Below are 16482 nucleotides of genomic sequence, written 5' to 3'. Positions count from 1 at the left end.
CAGAACCGTGAATATTTCTACCCTTACCAGCTGTCCGGCGGCCGGATGTGCCGCGAGCGCGACGCCGGCGGACGTTTGGCTGTTCTCCTGGCGTCGGCCGACCTGGCGGATCTCTCCGGTTTCGCCGAACGTCTGACGGCGTGGGCTCGCTTCGCGGCTTTGTCGGCCGTGTCGTCATCGGCTGGCTCGCGGCGCAGCCCCGCAAACAGTGACGCCAGCCTGCCGACCAGCCCGGCAGGCTCTGCGTCGTCGCTCGCCGCGTCGGCATCGGTCGTCTCGGCCGGGCGGATCACCATACCCAGCAACCAGCGGATGATGCCGATAACCAGCACGCCGCCCGAGGTGAGCAGCATCAGCGGGAAGCGTTCGATCAGCGGATAGCCGCAATTGATCAGCAGGTCCTTGAGCCCGGTGAACTTGGCGCCGTGAAACAGCCAATAGGCGCCGGGCACCGCGCAGAACAAGATCAGCGGCGGCTGGATCACCGCGGTGAAGACGCCGGACTGGCGTACGGCCAGCACCGCAACCACGCATCCCGCTACGTACAGCGCGGAAAAGACGGTGGTCAGCTCCTTGCCCGAACCGGCGTCGAAGGCAAAGCCCGCAGCGGTACAGGTGACAGCGACAACCACGGCAGCCCACCAGGGCACACCAGAAATGTTGGGGATTATCGAGCGGTGATCTGCCGCCACCGCCGACCGCGTCCGCTGTGCTGACACACGTCGACCGTACCGGCTCAGCGCCCAAAGGCTGGTAAAGACCTGCCCGGCGACGATGCGGGCCGGGCAGTGGCCCGAGGTGGGGGCACACCCGGCCGCGGAGCGGCAAGGGGGAGAGCTGGGCAATCGATAGGGCAGGAGACGGTGGGCGTGCCACATCTCACGCAGCCGGTCTCTCCTACAGCATGGGGGCGACCCGCTGCGCCCGGCTCCGCCGCGCTTGCGATCGCCCCTACACTTACGTCCCTGTGAGCTTGAGCCTCGGGATTGTAGGTCTGCCGAATGTCGGCAAGTCGACGCTGTTCAATGCGTTGACCAGAAACAACGTGGTGGCCGCGAACTATCCGTTCGCGACGATCGAGCCCAACGAGGGTGTTGTGCCGCTGCCCGATCCCCGGTTGGCGACGTTGGCGGAGATGTTCGAATCCGAGCGAATCGTCCCGGCGCCGGTGACCTTCGTCGATATCGCCGGCCTCGTCGCGGGCGCCTCCGAAGGCGCTGGCCTGGGCAACAAGTTCCTGGCCAATATCCGCGAGTGCGACGCGATCTGCCAGGTGGTGCGGGTGTTCTCCGACGACGATGTGGCGCACGTCGCGGGGCAGGTAGATCCCAAATCCGACATCGAGGTCATCGAGACCGAGCTGATCCTGGCCGACCTGCAAACACTCGAGCGCGCGGTGCCGAGGCTGGAGAAAGAAGCCCGCAACAGCAAGGACCGCAAACCGCTTTACGAAGCCGCCGTGGCTGCGCAGCAGACGCTCGACGGAGGGACGACGCTGTTCGCCGCGGCGGCGGATGCGTTGCTGTTACGGGAATTGAATCTGCTGACCACCAAACCGTTCCTCTATGTGTTCAACGCCGACGAGGCGGTGCTCACTGATGCCGACCGGGTAGCCGGCCTGCGCGCGCTGGTGTCGCCCGCGGACGCGGTGTTCCTGGACGCCAAGATCGAGGCCGAGCTGATCGAGTTGGACGACGAGTCGGCGGCCGAGCTGCTGGAGTCGATCGGTCAGACCGAGCGCGGCTTAGATGCGTTGGCGCGGGCCGGTTTTCACACGCTGAAGTTGCAAACCTTCCTCACAGCCGGACCCAAAGAGTCGCGGGCGTGGACCATCCATCAAGGCGACACTGCGCCCAAGGCGGCCGGGGTGATCCACACCGACTTCGAGAAGGGCTTCATCAAGGCCGAAATCGTGTCCTACGACGACCTGGTTGCCGCCGGGTCGATGGCCGCGGCCAAGTCGGCCGGCAAGGTGCGCATGGAGGGCAAGGACTACGTGATGGCCGACGGCGACGTGGTCGAGTTCCGCTTCAACGTCTAATGCGTTTGAAGGGCTCGTAGGCCCCGCAGGGTCCTGCTGATCAGTTCACGTCGTTCGTCGATTGTCATCGTGTCACCGCGCGGGGCGTGCACCCGCAAATAACCCTGTGTCACAAGGTCATCGACCAGGAACCGCGTCGCACCGAGCGGCAAAGACAGACGAGCGGCGATCTCTGCGACCGAGGGGCTTTGCGTGCAACACGTCAGGATCTGGCCCCGCACGTCATTTCTCGGCCAGCGCGGCGGCTTCGCCGTGGTGTTGAGCGCTTCGACCGGAGCTTCGATTGGCAGGTCGATCGGCTCGTCAGGGCTTTCCGGTTCTGTGAACCAGTCGTCGACCGGGTCGCCCGTGCCCTCCGACTGCGCCACGTTGTGGTTCTGCAAGAACCACAACGTCTGGTCGGCGTGTACCGATGCGCGCAGCTCGCTGGAGACGACCTTGAGTACGGTGCGGTCGGTGTCGATGACGAATGTGGTCCGTCTGACCGGCAGCAGCCGGGCCAGCAGGCCACGGCGCCGAGTGTGCCGGCCGCGCCGGGCCTCGTCACGCGCCACAAAGGAGCTACGCAGCTTGGCGAGCCTGCCTCGGCGCACCCCGAACAGCTCGGACACAACGCCGTCCGCGTCGGAGAGCAGCGGGTAGTCGAACGAGCGCTGTTGGGCGAAGTGGGCCTGCTTGTCGACGGTGTCGGTGCTGATACCCACCCGATGGGCGCCCACCCTGGCGAATTCGTCGCTCAGGTTCCGAAAATGACAAGCCTGGGCTGTACAGATCGGTGAGGACGCTAATGGGAAGAAGAAAAGCACAACCGGCCCGTCGGAAAGGAGCGCTGACAGTGTCCGAGGCCGACCGGTGTGATCGTACAAAGTAAAGTCAGGCGCCTTATCGCCCGCGATCATCGGCAAAGAGTAACGCCAGGAAGCTCTGTGCGACGCCGGACTCGGATAATTCGGTCATCATCGAACAGCTCTCTGCTGGGTACGGCGTATATCGAATTCGAGCGACGACGTCGTCGAATTCCGACACGAATCAACATCTACGTCAAATAAGTGAGACGCGGAGAGTAAACCGCTACGCGTGAGGTTGAGTTTGTGCGGTCCAAACTCGGCCGTCGTAGTAGCGCATCAAACTCGGGTCGTTCTGGTCTGGGTACCACCCGGGGGATAAACCACCGGCGGCCGGCGGCGCTTCGCGCCTCACTGGCTGTTCTACGACGGTGGCACCCCTCGGGCTCGTCACAGCGCGGACGACGGCAACGACCACGGCAATGATCACGACGAGGATCAATATCCAAACGAGGGTGTTAAGAACGCCGGACAGCATGGCCCTGCACCTCCTGTGTGGCGGCTTATGCAACGGCTCTTAAGTACCCTGGACAACCAGGCATTTAAACGGTGACGCCTCTGCGATCGCTGCAACGTTTAGCGGCTGGTTAGGCATGACTCGAACGGATAGCGCCTCGGAGGTGATCTCCGCTCCCGCTAGTCGGGTGTTCCTCGCGCTGGTTGTCGTCGACCGTCTTTATCATCAACCCATGTACCGGGTGTCTTCGCTAATCCTCGCCGCACCAAGCCATCTCGGCTCATCCGCGTTACTTTCGGCATGAAGATCGCCTATTTCTTCCTCCCGACCTACTTCGGGCTCTTGGCGGGGTTCATTGGCCACGGTGTCAGGACGGGTCTGGTGGGAGTAGCCGTCGGTCTGTTTCTCGCCGTATTGCTATCAGCGGAGGGCAATCGGCGGCGACGCCCTGACGGCACCTTGCGGGCAATTGACGCCATGTCCGGCATGAAGTTCGAGGACTACGTGGCCGCCCGGCTGCGACGGGCCGGCTGGCAGGTCGCGTTCACCTCAGGGAGCGGCGACTACGGCGTCGACCTGATCGCCCAACGGGACGGCAAGTCGGTGGCGATCCAGTGCAAGCGCCACGGCAAGCCCGTCGGCGTCGCGGCCGTCCAGCAGGTTGTCGCCGGCGCCCGCCACCACGGGTGCACGAGGAGCATCGTCATCAGCAATCAGGAATTCACCCACGCGGCCAAGCAATTGGCCGCTACCCACGGCTGCCAATTGATCGGCCGCAAAGCACTGCAAACCTGGGTGCCGCCTCCTGCGCGACGGGCCGTCTAGGAATCCGCGCTGGAATATCCTTGGCAGATGGCGACTGTAAGGCGGTCTACCAGGATGCTGGTGGTTGGCGGGCTGGCGTTGTCCGCTTGTGGACTGGCTGGATGGCCCTTGGCCCAGGCGGCCCCCATTCCCGCGCCGAGCTCACACTGGTGCCCGGGTGATAAATGGGATCCGGCCTGGGGCACCAACTACAACTGGAACTGGAGTCAGTGCCATGACTGGCAACCTCCGGCGCCTCCAGGTTCTCTGGCAGGTTGGGGCCCCTGGGGCCCGCCGCCGCCGTGGGCGCCGCCGCAGCCACCCCCGCCCTCGTGGGCGCCTCAAGCTCATTTGATGTGGAACCCCACCGCCAATGCTTGGGGATTCTTCAATAACGGAGTGTGGACGTCGATCTGACGAGAGCAAGTACTGCGCAAACTTTGCGTCGGTGCGGTTGTCGGAGTGGACGCTTAGCATGCCGTGGACGGCAGCCGCGGTGGCGCCGCCAGCACCGACAGGAGAAGTGATGAAGTTCGTTTCAACCCGCATCATTACGGCCGACGTCAAGAGGCTCGTCGAGTTCTACGAGATGGTCACCGGAATCTCTGCGGTATGGGGGAACGAGCTTTTCGCTGAGATTCCCACGCCGATCGGCACACTGGCTCTCGGCAGCGACAAGACGGTGCCCTTGTTCGGAGCGGGATCTGCCGAGCCGGCAGCCAACCGCAGCGCGATCGTGGAGTTCATCGTCGAGGATGTGGACGCCGAGCACGAGCGACTTCGCGAGCACCTGGCCGATGTCGTGACGGAACCTACAACGATGCCGTGGGGTAACCGCGCGCTGGTATTCCGCGATCCCGACGGAAACCTCGTCAACCTGTTCACTCCTGTCACCGAAGGAGCCCGCGCCAAGTTCGGAGCGCAAAGCTGAGGCGCTTGACGAGCGTGAGGAATCGCTCACACGCGGGAGGCTGAGCTCCGAAGACGCGAATTGCTCTCTGCCAGTTGAGACCTCAGATCGATCGTTAAAGGCCGGCGCTCGGCGGGAGCAAGCCGATATCACTCAGGGGTGCGCCGCAAGGAACGTCTCGTTCGGCAGGTCGGCGGTGAGCTGATCGACATTGAACGGTTGGTCCACTCGGGCCTGCAGCTTCTCCGGATCGAGCAGCATGCTGATCTCGGCGGTCTGGCGAGCGAACACCCGGCAGATACGCGGGTAGAGCCAACGCATTACGGCTCGCTCCCCAGAGCTGCAGCGCGCAGCACAGTAGCCGACATGGCCCACCTCGTCGGTAAGGATTTCGCTGTACAGCCGCTCGATTCGCGCGGCCACATCGGCTTCGTCAGCGAACAATTCGACGCCGACACGGCGCAATTCGTCAAACATGATGCAGCCCGCCATCTCGCCCGCACCCACGAACGCGATGCCGATGCGCTCGGGGATGAAGACGTTGAGCTTGACGAACTGGCGCATCACAAACGGCGGCGGGACGACCTGAAACGGCAGACCGAACATGTCCAGCACGTAGCCCAGCAACCGGGTGTGATAGTGCTCTTCGAGTTCGATATACACCCGCTCGGGCGGAGCGTCGTCACCGCTGTTGTGCCCGTACGTCTCGCCCAAACCGACGCCGAACCGCTCCGCCTGGTTCAGTTTTGCAGTTGCCAACAGAAACAGCATCTCTGGGCTCAGGCCGGGCTCGGGCCGGCGGCGACGCAGGTTGCGCGAGAACACATCCCGATCGATCACACGACTCGACCGGACCGGGTCGGCCTCCAAGCCGTTGAAGAATTCCTCGCGGGTGGCCAGGTGGCGATGCAGCAAATCCGCGTCGCCGTCGCGCCGCACTAAGAATTCGCGGTAGCCCGCAATACCTACAGCACCTACAGCGCTCATCGCTCCTCCATTCCTTGAACAATCGTCAGCACATAGCGATCCAGTGCTCGGGTCGCACCGGTAGCCAGCAATGCGAATAGCCCGTTGAGGAAAATCACCCCGAGCTCGCCCGGATCCGCATCCCGAGACACTCGTCCGGCAGCCTGCGCGTCGGCGATCGCAGCGATGACGAACCCGGCCAGCGGATGCTCAGCCAGCTCATTTTCGACGGGCCGGGTCGCTGAGAAGTGCAGGCCCAGCATGTCTTTGAAGACGACGGGACCCAGCCGCTCCTCGACGGCGAGCACTTGACGCACCAGCAGTGTCAGCAGCGACAACAGGTCGTCGGGCGCGGCGCTTCGAGTGTCGAGCGTGGCCACGATTTTGGCCTCCTCGGCCCGCTCCAACTCGACCAGCACGTGCTCCTTGGTCGGGAAGTGGAAATAGAACGTCCCGCGTGCCACCCCCGCGGCCGCGGCTATCGCTGCGACGTCCGCACCCGCCAATCCGGATCGGCCGAACTCGGCCAGCGCGGCGTCAAAGACGCGCGCCCGGGTCTGCAGCCGCTGCGCCTCCCGCACCCCGACCACATGTGCAGCAGGTGCTGCGGTCGACGGCGGTGAAGGCACGTCGCCACGATACAAAATTTCATTGCCACCCGTCAATGACGGTCGTCAATGAGTTTGTATTTCGGCGTTGACCTGCCGACTCCTCGGGTTGGTCGTAGCATCGGGCCGACCGGGAGGAGACGAATGAGCAGACGGATGCGAACCCGCAAGACCCGATGTTTGTGGGTTCTGTCTGGTGCGGCAGCGGCCACGGTCGTGGCCCTGCTAAGCGCTGGGATTGCGGATGCCGATGAGGCCGGTTATCTAGACGAGTTGAGCCGCCATGGGTACACGGTGACGGCGCCGACGGGGGAGTTTTTGCTGGGCAGCGGTCACGCGATGTGCCAGGAATTGGAGGCCGGGCATTCGCCGGACTACGTGGCCAAGCATTGGACTTACCCCAACGCGTCGTATCAGAACTTGCTGGACATGGCGACTGCGGCGGAAAACAACCTATGCGGCGACTAGCCGCGAATTAGTCTGCTACGACGGCGATTTCGCCGCCCAGGCGGTATGGCGCCACCAGCGGAAGGTCATCACCGCTCCAAAATCTGCCCGGGTCGAACCAGGTGGACCGCTTCTCGGTTTCGATCAGCCCCATCTCTTCGTAGGTAATCGCCGCCACTTCCGCGCAATAGGCGGACTCGAATTGGCCTTTGCGCTGCTCCGCCCTGCGCCGTCGGGTTGATTCGCGAACTTTGCTGTCCACGACCGGGATTCCACGCACCCAGTCGTATCTGGTCGGCAGTTGGCCCCGCAGCCACCGCAAGGTGACCCGACTTGTACTCGGAAAGGGCGTGCCGTCCATCCGGGCGATCACGCGCAGCAGTTGATTGTCCTGCTCGTGGGTGGTGTCCGGGGTCAGCTGCCGCAGCCAACACCGCTGTCCATAGCTCTGCAGCCATCGCTCGACGGCTTGTCGGGCGTCGTGGAGTTGCACGCCGCGGTGGTTGGTGCCGGTCCAGACATCGGTCAGCTTGTCACCAAGTTCGGCATGCCACATCAGCGGCGGCAGATCCTCGACCGCCACCGTCATTCCGACATGGTTGACCGGGCTGTTCGACAAGGTCTGGATCGCGCGGTCGGGTCCGGAGCGGCCACGAAAGAGCCAGATGTCGCCCGTGCGGGTTGCCTCGAGCGCTTGGGCCAGACCCACCGTATGTGTGTCCACCACCGCACCTTATGCACATAGTCTTTGGGCATGCGCACCATTTGGAAGTTGCTCGGGTTGGCCGGGATCGTCGGGGTCGCCGCCGGGGGAGTACTGGTAGCCCGTGACCAGCGCCGGCGGAAGGCGTACACGCCCGATGAAATCCGGGAGCGGCTGCATCAGCGCCTGGCGGAAGCGGGTGATCAGCCTTAGCGGGCAATCGGCCTTAGGCGACCGCGTAGAGGCGGTGGGCGCCGGAGAAGCCCTTCAACTCGGCCTCGCGGCCGTCGTCGAAGGAGATGCCGTCGCAGTCGCGGACGGCGTCGCGCACGGTCTCGCTGACCAGGATCTCCCCGCCGCCGGCCTGCCCGGCCACTCGCGCCGCCATCGCGACGTTACGGCCGAACAGGTCGTCGCCACGGCGCACCGATCGGCCCAAGTGGATTCCAATCCGCACCCGAATGCCGTTGTGCCGCCTGCGTAGTGAGTCTCGCTGCAGCTCGTGCTGAATGTCGATACCGCAGCGCACCGCCTGCTCGGCCTGTGCGAAGGCAATCATGAATCCATCGCCCTGGCTCTTCACCACATGCCCAGAGCGTTGCTTGACCAGCTTGCGAACCATCTTGTCGTGCTCACCGATCAACTTCACCCAGGCGCGGTCGCCGACCCGTTCGTTGAGCGCAGTGGACTCCTCGATATCGGAGAAAAGAATCGCAACCTTGCCATCCGCGGTGACCCGGGCCAGGTCTGGGCGTTCCACCTCGGCCCAATCGGCGAGGTCTTCGATGGAGTTGCGCACCGCGGCGCCGAGCCCTTCCTTGCGCACCAAGTTCGCGGTCTGCCATACGTTCTTGAGCGCCTCCCGGCCGCCGGTCAGCAGCCAACTGCGGGGGTCGACGCGCTGCCGAAGTTCAGCGGCCTCCCGGCGACTTCGGGTGAGCGCGGCCCATACGAAGGCCAGCGCGGCGGCTTCGGCCACTGCGACGGCGGCCAGGGCGTAGACCGCGATCATCAGGGGGTCCTGCATGCCACGCATCTTTCCCGATGAGTGGTGTAGCCCGACAGCGGACCGCATGTGTTCGTGTCGGCGCCGCGTGCCAGACTCGGCCAGACGGACCGTGGGTCAATGCTCCAAGCGGAGCCAAAGGAGGATGTAATGGGCGACATTCGGTTGGGTGCGGTTTCGGTCGATTGCTCAGATCCGCCTGTGCTTGCCGACTTCTACAGCAACGTGTTGAACCTATCGGTGATGTTCTCCTCGCCGGAATTCATCGCCCTGCAGGGCGCGGGCGTCCTATTGACGTTTCAGCGCATAGCTGAGCATCAACCTCCCAGTTGGCCAGCCGGGGAGGTGCCAAAACAATTGCACTTCGAGTTGGCCGTCGACGACCTCGATGGCGCAGAGTCTCGGATACTGGCGCTAGGGGCGACGAAGGCTGAGGTTCAGCCGCAACCGGAGAGCTGGCGGGTCCTGATCGATCCTGCGGGTCATCCGTTCTGCATTACGACGCTGATTCCCGAACCGACATGAGACACCAGTCGGTCCTGAAATTGGCTGTGCTAACGCGGCTTTCGTTATGTTACAGAACCGACTAAGGACCGGTTTTTATCAGCGCCGTCGTAGAGTCGTGTTTGCCGTTACCGGCAAGCGGTTACTTCATACCACGCACGTTGCGCCGTGCGGGCTTTGCTGAGTGTTGTCGGCGTCCAACAGCAGTGTTTAGGGTTGGTAGTCGATTCTTCGTGGAGGTCCCCGATTGACCGAATCCGGTGATCGCGGCTCAGACGTGCTGGTGATTTTCGGAATTACCGGCGACCTGGCCCGCAAGATGACCTTCCGAGCCCTGTACCGCCTGGAGCGCCGGGAATTGCTGCCGTGCCCGGTGCTGGGCGTGGCCAGCGACGACATCAGCACCGATGAGCTGGTCAACCGGGCCCGCAAGGCGATCGCCGACGCCGGCGAAGACGTAGATGACAAGGTCTTCGACCGGCTCGCGGACCGGTTGTCCTACCTGCACGGCGATGTCACCGACCCCGCACTGTATGACGCGCTGGCTAAGCGGGTCGGCTCCAAGAGCGACTGCCTGTACTACCTCGAAATGCCGCCGTCACTGTTTGCCCCCATTGTCGAGAGCCTGAGCAAGGCCGGGTTGTTAAAGCACTCCCGCGTCGCGGTGGAAAAACCCTTCGGGCATGACCTCAAGTCCGCGTGCGAGCTCAATGCCCGGCTGCACTCGGTGTTGAAAGAGGACCAGATCTTTCGGGTGGACCACTTTTTGGGCAAGCAGCCGGTAGTCGAACTTGAGTATTTGCGGTTCGGCAACCTGGCGCTCGCGGAGATGTGGGACCGTCACAGCATCTCTGAAATTCAGATCACGATGGCCGAGGACTTCGGCGTCGAGGACCGTGGCAAGTTCTACGACGGAGTCGGTGCGTTGCGCGACGTCGTGCAAAACCATCTGCTGCAGGTGCTTGCCGGAGTCGCGATGGAGCCGCCGGTCGGGCCGAGTGCAGACGACCTCAACGATAAGAAGGCCGACGTTTTGCGCGCGATACCCGCGCTGGACCCGGACCGATGCGTGCGGGGTCAATACCGCGGCTACACAGACATTAACGGGGTCGACAAGCGCTCGCAGACCGAGACGTATGTCGCGCTGCGGTTGGAGATCGACAACTGGCGCTGGGCCGGAGTGCCGATCTTTTTGCGCGCGGGCAAGTCCCTCCCCGAACGGGTCACCGAGGTGCGGTTGTTCACCCACCGCGTCCCCGCGTTGGCTTTCCTGCCCGACCGCAAACGGGCCGAACCCAATCAGATTGCGCTTCGGATCGACCCCGATCCCGGACTGCGCCTTCAGCTGACCGCACTGGATGCGGGCCGCTGGCGCGACGTCCATCTCGATTCTTCGTTCATGCAGGACTTGGGCGAGCCGTTGACGCCATACGAGCGCCTCCTGCACGCTGCGCTGACCGGGGATCACCAGCTGTTCGCGCGTGAAGACAACATCGAAGAGACCTGGCGCATCGTGCAGCCACTGCTCGACAAACCCGGCAAAGTACACCGATATGAACCCGGCTCGTGGGGGCCCGAGGAGGCACAGTCGCTGCTGCGCGGTCATCACGGTTGGCAGCAACCATGGCTTCCCACCGACCACCAGGCATCAAAGTAAGGAGAACAGAACAACATGCAGCTAGGGATGATCGGGCTGGGCCGGATGGGCGCAAACATCGTGCGCCGGCTGGTCGATGCCGGGCACGAATGCGTTGTCTACGACCACAATCCGGACGCGGTCAAGGCGATGGCCCACGACGACGGGATCACCGGCGTTGAGTCATTGTCGGAGTTGGCCGACAAGCTCACCAAGCCTCGGGTGGTTTGGGTGATGGTGCCGGCCGGTGCCATCACCACCGGGGTGATAGACCAGCTGGCCAAGACGCTGGAGGCCGACGACATCGTGATCGACGGTGGCAACTCTTACTACCGCGATGATATGAAGCATGCGAAGACGTTGTCCAAGAAAGGAATTCATCTGTTGGATTGTGGCACCAGTGGTGGTGTGTGGGGTCGCGAGCGTGGCTACTGCTTGATGATTGGCGGCGACGATCGAGCATTCACTCATGCGGAGCCGATCTTCGCCAGCGTTGCGCCGGGGGTCGATGCCGCGCCGCGAACACCGGGCCGCCGCGGTGAAGTCGGGGAAGCCGAGAAGGGTTACCTGCACTGCGGGGCAACCGGCGCCGGGCATTTCGTGAAGATGGTGCACAACGGCATCGAGTACGGCATGATGGCGTCGCTCGCCGAGGGGCTGAACATCCTGCGCAATGCCGACGTCGGCACCCGAATCGAAAAGGGCGACGCCGAAACCGCACCGCTGGTCAATCCCGAGTGCTACCGATACGACTTCGACATTCCCGACATTGCCGAGGTATGGCGCCGGGGCAGCGTCATCGGCTCGTGGCTGCTGGACCTGACCGCAATCGCGCTACACGATTCCCCCGACCTGAAAGAGTTCTCCGGCCGGGTTTCCGACTCCGGAGAGGGCCGGTGGACCGCCATCGCGGCTATCGACGAGGGCGTGCCCGCGCCGGTGCTGACGACCGCGCTACAGTCCCGCTTCGCCTCGCGCAGCCTCGATGACTTCGCCAACCAGGCGCTGTCGGCGATGCGTAAGCAGTTCGGTGGACACGCGGAAAAGCCTGCGAACTAACGCGTTACGAACGTCACCACGACGTCGCTGAAGGCGTCATTGTCATCGCCGGCCGCGGTGTGTCCGGCTTCGGACAGCTCGACGAACTCCGCGTTGGGCACCGTCGCCAGGAAGTGCCGCACGCCTTCCGGGCTGACCACGTCGGATAGCTTGCCGCGGATCAACAGCACCGGGATGGTCAAGTCCGCCGCGGCCTGCTCAAACTTCTCGGTGCGCAGCTCCGGGTCGTCGCCGGGCTTCGTCATAAATGCCGGATCCCAATGCCAATACCATCGGCCGTCGCGCAGCCGCAGGTTCTTCTTCAGCCCCTCCGGGCTGCGCGGCCGCCTCCGATGCGGCAGATATGCGGCGACGGCGTCGGCCGCCTCGTCCAGTGAGCCGAACCCGTGCAGACCGCTGAACATGAAGTCGCGGATGCGGGCGCTGCCGTTCTTCTCGAACCGCGGCACCACGTCCACCAGGACCAGCCGGGTAACCCGGTCGGGGCCCGCCTGATCGGCGACGAGGATGCCGGTCAACCCGCCCATGCTCGCTCCGATCAGCGTCACCGGCCGGCCGATGGCGCCGAGCACCTCCATGACGTCAGCGGTCAACGTCTCAACGTCGTAGTCGGCGTCGGGTGCCCGATCGCTGTCACCGTGCCCGCGACTGTCCAACGCCACGACGTGAAATCCCTCGTCGGCCAGCACCTGGCCGGTGTTTTTCCAGGAGAACCGATTTTGGCCACCGCCGTGCAGCATCAAGATCGTCGGGCGATCGGCCCCCGGGTCTGCGCCGCGGTTCCACTCGTCGGCGACCAGCGTGAGCCCATTGACGCCCGAATATTCGACAGTCCGCGGAGTGCTGCTCACAGTAGTCACGGGCGTCCTCTCGGAGAGATATCCGCCTGACGTTACCTATAGCGAAAACTTGTCATCGGTCGGGGCGTCGATGACTTTTCGCCGTCTCGCTGGTCTATCAACGAAAGCGACCGACGACTAGGAGACGGCATGCCCTCGATTACGCCCTCACTGTGGTTCGACAACAACCTGGAAGAGGCGGCGACGTTCTACACCTCGGTGTTCCCGAATTCGCACATAGAGAGCTTCAACCGGACCACCGACGCAGGCCCAGGTGAGCCTGGCTCGGTGTTGTCGGGCAGTTTCGTGCTGGACGGCACCCGGTTCATCGGGATCAACGGCGGCCCGCATTTCCGGTTCAGCGAGGCGGTCTCGTTCACGATCAGCTGCAAGGACCAAGACGAGGTCGACTTCTACTGGGATCGGCTCACCGATGGCGGCGAGGAATCGCAGTGCGGATGGTGCAAGGACCGGTTCGGGCTGAGTTGGCAGATCGTTCCGGAACGGCTCTACGAGTTGGTCGGCGATCCGGACCCGGCACGCGCGACGTCGGCCACCAAGGCGATGCTGGAAATGCGCAAGATCGTCGTCGCCGACCTCGAAGCTGCTGCGGCGGCGGCGGTGTAAAGCCTGTCGCCTGCGGCGATCAGCGTTCGACCCGGACCTGTCTGCCGTTGGCCGACACGTACGTTTGTTGGTATGCCCGACGATGCTGCTAGCTCCGGCGGTGAGCCAGACGTCGTATACCTTCGGCCCATCCAATCCGCCAGCCAGGTCGATCGGATCGCGCTGGTCGCCGGCCTGGTCGCGGGTGTGCTGTTGGCAGGGCTGGTCGGTTGGCTGGGTTTCCGAGCGTATGAGGTCCACAATCTCGAGGCGCAGCGCAACCTCTTCGTGCAAGCAGCTCGCAACGGCGCGGCGAGCCTCCTAACGGTCGACTATCAGCACGCCGACGTTGACGCGCAACGGATCCTGGACTCGGCGACCGGCAAGTTCTACGACAGCTTCGCGCGTCGCAAGCAGTCATACATCGCCAACGCCCAGCGGATGCGATCACAGTTGGTAGCCGCCGCCACCGACGCTGGGCTGGAATCGCGAAACGGTGACCAGGGCAAGGTGTTGGTAGCGGTGACGGTGAAGTCGTCGGATCCCGCGCAGACCCATCAGGGGCCGCAGTTTTGGCGGATACGGGTCACTGTGAAGAAGGTGGGCAATATCGCCAAGGTCTCCGACGTGGTGTTCGTGCCATGACACAACCAAGGGGTGTCAACTGGTCGCGCGTGCTGGTCTACGGCTTGCTTCCCGCCCTGGCTTTGTTGCTGGCGATCGCAGCGGGTCTGCTCAAGTGGAAGGACTCGTCGGTTCGGAATATCGACCTTGCGCGCAGCCAATCGGTTGCGGCGGCAAGGGATTCCACCGTCGCAGTGTTAACTTTCCGCTTCGACACCGTGGATCGTGACGTGGCGGCCGCGCGGCAACGATTGACCGGCAATTTCCTCGACACCTACACACGGCGGACGCAGGAGGAGCTCATCCCGAATGCGAAAGAAGGACATGTGGTAGCGACGGCCAGGGTTCCCGGGGCGGTGTCGGAGGCGGCCACGGGCAATCACGCGGTAGTCCTGGTTTTCGTCGACGAGACGATCAAGATCGGTAACTCTGCGCCATCCGATGCCGACTCCAGTGTCCGGGTCACGCTGGATAAAATTGCCGATCGCTGGCTGGTCTCCGGATTCGACCAATTTTGAGGATTAGCTGATGGTTGGACCCCGCTGGATTGATGTGCATGCTCCCGCCGTGGAGCTGAAGGCCCTGACTTGGGGGCCACCCGACGGCCCAATTGCGTTGTGCCTGCATGGATTTCCCGATACAGCTTACGGCTGGCGCAATGTCGCGCCGCGGCTCGCCGACTCAGGCTGGCGAGTGGTGGCGCCGTTCATGCGCGGCTACGCGCCGTCGTCGATTCCTTCCGACGGTAGCTATCACGTCGGGGCGCTGATGGACGACGCGCTCCAGGTGCGGTTGGCAGCCGGCGGCACCGATCGCGACGTGGTGATCGGTCACGACTGGGGCGCGATGGCGGCAAACGGTTTGGCGGCGATGCCGGACAGTCCGTTCGCCAAAGCTGTGATCATGTCGGTGCCACCGGCTGCGGCGTTTCGACAGCTGAGCGGGATCTCCGATCGGGCCCGGCTCCTCGCGCGACTCCCACCGCAGCTGCTTCGCAGCTGGTACATCAGCTACTTCCAATTGCCCTGGCTGCCAGAGCGATCCGCGTCTTGGGTGCTGCCTCGGCTGTGGAGACGATGGTCGCCCGGCTATGACGCCAAAGAAGATCTGCGCCATGTCGATGCCGCGATCGGGACACCGGAGAGCTGGCGTGCCGCCCTCGGGCCCTACCGGGCCACGATCCGCAACACCCGCCCGCCGATGCGGTATGCCGAACTGCACCAGCACTGGACATCGGCACCAGCGTTGCCGACCCTGTACTTGCACGGAAGCGACGACGGTTCCATGACAGCGGCTTTCGCGCACTGGGTCCCAAGAGTGCTGCCGGAGGGCAGCGACGTGGCCATCGTCGACCATGCCGGCCACTTTCTGCAGCTTGACCAGCCGGAGCGGGTTGCCGACTTGGTGTTGGGATTCATCGGCTCAGCGGGCTAAGGCACATTATCTTCGTGCCAATCGGACTCGCGGTTGTCAACGATGGGTGCCAGACTTAGCCATGACTGTAAACGCGTTCCGTCTCGTTTTTGTGGCCGCCGCAGCTGTACTGGTCGCGGGCGCTGTCGCTCACGCGGACACACAGGACGCCGAGTTCTTGGGGTTGCTGTCGAATGACGGGTTGAACGTAGGCTCACCCGATCGCCTGATCGCCATTGCACATGAACGGTGCGACGATGATGGACTTTCTCGTGCGGACGTGTACAACTTTCGCTTCGGTGGGCACCCAAGCCCGTTCAGGGTCGCCATGTCGAAGATCGCCGGCGAGCTGCAATCGCAGGGTTTGACGATTGCGCAGGTGCGGCCGTTCATGCAAGACGCCATCACCGTGTACTGCCCCGGTGCGACGAATTGAGCGTCTCGACAATCGCACTTGAAGGCCACTAGGGCGCGTCGTCGTCTTCGTCGTCGCGTAGGAGCTTTTCGGGGTGGTGGTAGGTGTTGACGCGTGGTTGGCCGTGGTCGAGGTGGGGTGGTGGGATCCATTCGGTGTCGCCGTTTTTGAGCTTGCGGGTGGTCCACCCTTGTTCGGTGATGGTGTGTTGTGGGCCGCAGGTCAGGGTGAGGTGGTTGATGTCGGTGGTGTGGGTTTTGGCCCAGGGGTCGGTGTGGTGGACTTCGCAGAAGTAGCCGGGGACCTCGCAGTTGGGGAAGGTGCAGCCGCGGTCTTTGGCGTATAAGACGATTCGTTGGGGTGGTGAGGCTAGTCGTTTGGTGTGGTAGAGCCCGAGTGCTTTGCCGCCATCGAAGATGGCCAGGTAGTGGTGGGCGTGGGAGGCCAGCCGGATCACGTCGCTCATTGGCAATAGCGTGCCGCCGCCGGTGATGCCGCGACCGGCGCCGGCTTCGAGTTCTTGCAGTGTGGTGGTGACGATGATCGATGCGGGCAGCCCGTTGTGTTGACCGAGTGCGCCGGAGGCCAGTAGTGCGCGT

The 16482-nt window shown here is 63.7% G+C and carries 21 protein-coding genes and 2 pseudogenes; 13 read left to right on the top strand and 10 right to left on the bottom strand.

What is annotated here, in order from left to right; translation table 11 throughout:
- Nucleotides 1-116 precede the first annotated feature (116 nt).
- Nucleotides 117-719 (bottom strand): annotated as a pseudogene (locus tag WB785_RS08955) (DUF6542 domain-containing protein); the annotation flags it as partial.
- 248 nt (nt 720-967) lie between these two features.
- Here WB785_RS08955 and ychF point away from each other — a divergent pair.
- Nucleotides 968-2041, top strand: coding sequence for a redox-regulated ATPase YchF (gene ychF / locus WB785_RS08950; RefSeq protein WP_424078560.1), 1074 nt, complete (start codon nt 968-970; stop codon nt 2039-2041).
- On the opposite strand, the gene WB785_RS08945 is transcribed toward ychF, so the two are convergent.
- The 3 genes and pseudogenes from WB785_RS08945 to WB785_RS08935 form a co-directional block, all read right to left on the bottom strand.
- Nucleotides 2038-2409, bottom strand: a complete 372-nt coding sequence (locus tag WB785_RS08945) for a DUF742 domain-containing protein (RefSeq protein ID WP_424078564.1) — start codon at nt 2407-2409, stop codon at nt 2038-2040. The genes ychF and WB785_RS08945 overlap by 4 nt on opposite strands.
- Nucleotides 2404-2940, bottom strand: a pseudogene (locus WB785_RS08940) (peroxiredoxin); the annotation flags it as partial. The pseudogene WB785_RS08940 and the gene WB785_RS08945, both read right to left, overlap by 6 nt.
- Nucleotides 2941-3112: 172 nt before the next feature.
- A complete protein-coding gene (locus WB785_RS08935; RefSeq protein ID WP_424078559.1) occupies nt 3113-3364 on the bottom strand; it encodes a DUF2510 domain-containing protein in 252 nt (83 codons plus the stop codon).
- A 279-nt stretch (nt 3365-3643) separates the two neighbouring features.
- Here WB785_RS08935 and WB785_RS08930 point away from each other — a divergent pair, with 279 nt between their 5' ends.
- Together WB785_RS08930 and WB785_RS08925 are read left to right on the top strand one after the other, a co-directional pair.
- Nucleotides 3644-4168, top strand: coding sequence for a restriction endonuclease (locus WB785_RS08930; protein WP_424078557.1), 525 nt, complete (start codon nt 3644-3646; stop codon nt 4166-4168).
- A gap of 505 nt (nt 4169-4673) precedes the next feature.
- Nucleotides 4674-5078 carry a VOC family protein gene (locus WB785_RS08925; RefSeq protein ID WP_424078555.1) on the top strand — a complete coding sequence of 135 codons (405 nt, stop codon included), beginning with the start codon at nt 4674-4676 and terminating at the stop codon, nt 5076-5078.
- A 132-nt stretch (nt 5079-5210) separates the two neighbouring features.
- Here the strand turns inward: WB785_RS08925 and WB785_RS08920 are convergent, their stop codons facing one another.
- Together WB785_RS08920 and WB785_RS08915 are read right to left on the bottom strand one after the other, a co-directional pair.
- Nucleotides 5211-6044, bottom strand: a complete 834-nt coding sequence (locus tag WB785_RS08920) for a hypothetical protein (RefSeq protein ID WP_424078554.1) — start codon at nt 6042-6044, stop codon at nt 5211-5213.
- Entirely contained in the window at nt 6041-6652 is a 612-nt protein-coding gene (locus WB785_RS08915) for a TetR family transcriptional regulator (protein WP_424078553.1), read from the bottom strand. The genes WB785_RS08920 and WB785_RS08915 overlap by 4 nt, the downstream gene beginning before the upstream one ends.
- 135 nt (nt 6653-6787) lie before the next feature.
- Between WB785_RS08915 and WB785_RS08910 the strand changes: the two genes are divergently transcribed.
- Nucleotides 6788-7099 carry a DUF732 domain-containing protein gene (locus WB785_RS08910; protein WP_424078552.1) on the top strand — a complete coding sequence of 104 codons (312 nt, stop codon included), beginning with the start codon at nt 6788-6790 and terminating at the stop codon, nt 7097-7099.
- 7 nt (nt 7100-7106) lie between these two features.
- Here WB785_RS08910 and WB785_RS08905 read toward each other — a convergent pair whose 3' ends face one another.
- Complete coding sequence (locus tag WB785_RS08905; RefSeq protein ID WP_424078563.1) at nt 7107-7787, bottom strand: guanylate cyclase; 681 nt, start codon at nt 7785-7787, stop codon at nt 7107-7109.
- A gap of 45 nt (nt 7788-7832) precedes the next feature.
- On the opposite strand from WB785_RS08905, the gene WB785_RS08900 reads away from it, so the two are divergent.
- Nucleotides 7833-7994, top strand: a complete 162-nt coding sequence (locus WB785_RS08900) for a hypothetical protein (protein ID WP_424078551.1) — start codon at nt 7833-7835, stop codon at nt 7992-7994.
- A gap of 13 nt (nt 7995-8007) precedes the next feature.
- On the opposite strand, the gene WB785_RS08895 is transcribed toward WB785_RS08900, so the two are convergent.
- On the bottom strand, nt 8008-8817 hold the full coding sequence (locus tag WB785_RS08895; protein ID WP_424078561.1) for an adenylate/guanylate cyclase domain-containing protein: 810 nt from the start codon (nt 8815-8817) through the stop codon (nt 8008-8010).
- Nucleotides 8818-8937: 120 nt separating this feature from the next.
- Between WB785_RS08895 and WB785_RS08890 the strand changes: the two genes are divergently transcribed.
- From WB785_RS08890 to gnd, 3 genes are all read left to right on the top strand, one after another.
- Nucleotides 8938-9312, top strand: a complete 375-nt coding sequence (locus WB785_RS08890; RefSeq protein WP_424078550.1) for a VOC family protein — start codon at nt 8938-8940, stop codon at nt 9310-9312.
- Between the two features lie 226 nt (nt 9313-9538).
- On the top strand, nt 9539-10948 hold the full coding sequence (locus WB785_RS08885) for a glucose-6-phosphate dehydrogenase (protein WP_424078549.1): 1410 nt from the start codon (nt 9539-9541) through the stop codon (nt 10946-10948).
- A 15-nt stretch (nt 10949-10963) separates the two neighbouring features.
- Nucleotides 10964-11986: a phosphogluconate dehydrogenase (NAD(+)-dependent, decarboxylating) gene (gene gnd, locus WB785_RS08880; protein WP_424078548.1), complete on the top strand. Its 1023-nt coding sequence runs from the start codon at nt 10964-10966 to the stop codon at nt 11984-11986.
- Here gnd and WB785_RS08875 read toward each other — a convergent pair.
- Complete coding sequence (locus WB785_RS08875; protein WP_424078547.1) at nt 11983-12846, bottom strand: alpha/beta fold hydrolase; 864 nt, start codon at nt 12844-12846, stop codon at nt 11983-11985. The two genes, gnd and WB785_RS08875, sit on opposite strands and share 4 nt — an antisense overlap.
- A gap of 129 nt (nt 12847-12975) precedes the next feature.
- Between WB785_RS08875 and WB785_RS08870 the strand changes: the two genes are divergently transcribed.
- From WB785_RS08870 to WB785_RS08850, 5 genes are all read left to right on the top strand, one after another.
- Nucleotides 12976-13452 carry a VOC family protein gene (locus WB785_RS08870; protein ID WP_424078545.1) on the top strand — a complete coding sequence of 159 codons (477 nt, stop codon included), beginning with the start codon at nt 12976-12978 and terminating at the stop codon, nt 13450-13452.
- 72 nt (nt 13453-13524) lie between these two features.
- A complete protein-coding gene (locus WB785_RS08865; RefSeq protein ID WP_424078543.1) occupies nt 13525-14076 on the top strand; it encodes a mammalian cell entry protein in 552 nt (183 codons plus the stop codon).
- A complete protein-coding gene (locus tag WB785_RS08860; protein ID WP_424078541.1) occupies nt 14073-14573 on the top strand; it encodes a hypothetical protein in 501 nt (166 codons plus the stop codon). The genes WB785_RS08865 and WB785_RS08860 overlap by 4 nt, the downstream gene beginning before the upstream one ends.
- 10 nt (nt 14574-14583) lie before the next feature.
- On the top strand, nt 14584-15489 hold the full coding sequence (locus tag WB785_RS08855) for an alpha/beta fold hydrolase (RefSeq protein WP_424078539.1): 906 nt from the start codon (nt 14584-14586) through the stop codon (nt 15487-15489).
- 61 nt (nt 15490-15550) lie between these two features.
- Nucleotides 15551-15904, top strand: a complete 354-nt coding sequence (locus WB785_RS08850; protein WP_424078537.1) for a DUF732 domain-containing protein — start codon at nt 15551-15553, stop codon at nt 15902-15904.
- Nucleotides 15905-15932: 28 nt separating this feature from the next.
- On the opposite strand, the gene WB785_RS08845 is transcribed toward WB785_RS08850, so the two are convergent.
- A partial coding sequence (locus tag WB785_RS08845; RefSeq protein WP_424078535.1) for a DUF222 domain-containing protein occupies nt 15933-16482 on the bottom strand: 550 nt, incomplete at its 5' end.

The sequence above is a fragment of the Mycobacterium sp. genome (assembly GCF_049585075.1).
GTDB lineage: Bacteria > Actinomycetota > Actinomycetes > Mycobacteriales > Mycobacteriaceae > Mycobacterium.
This window is presented reverse-complemented; position numbering and strand designations above follow the sequence as displayed.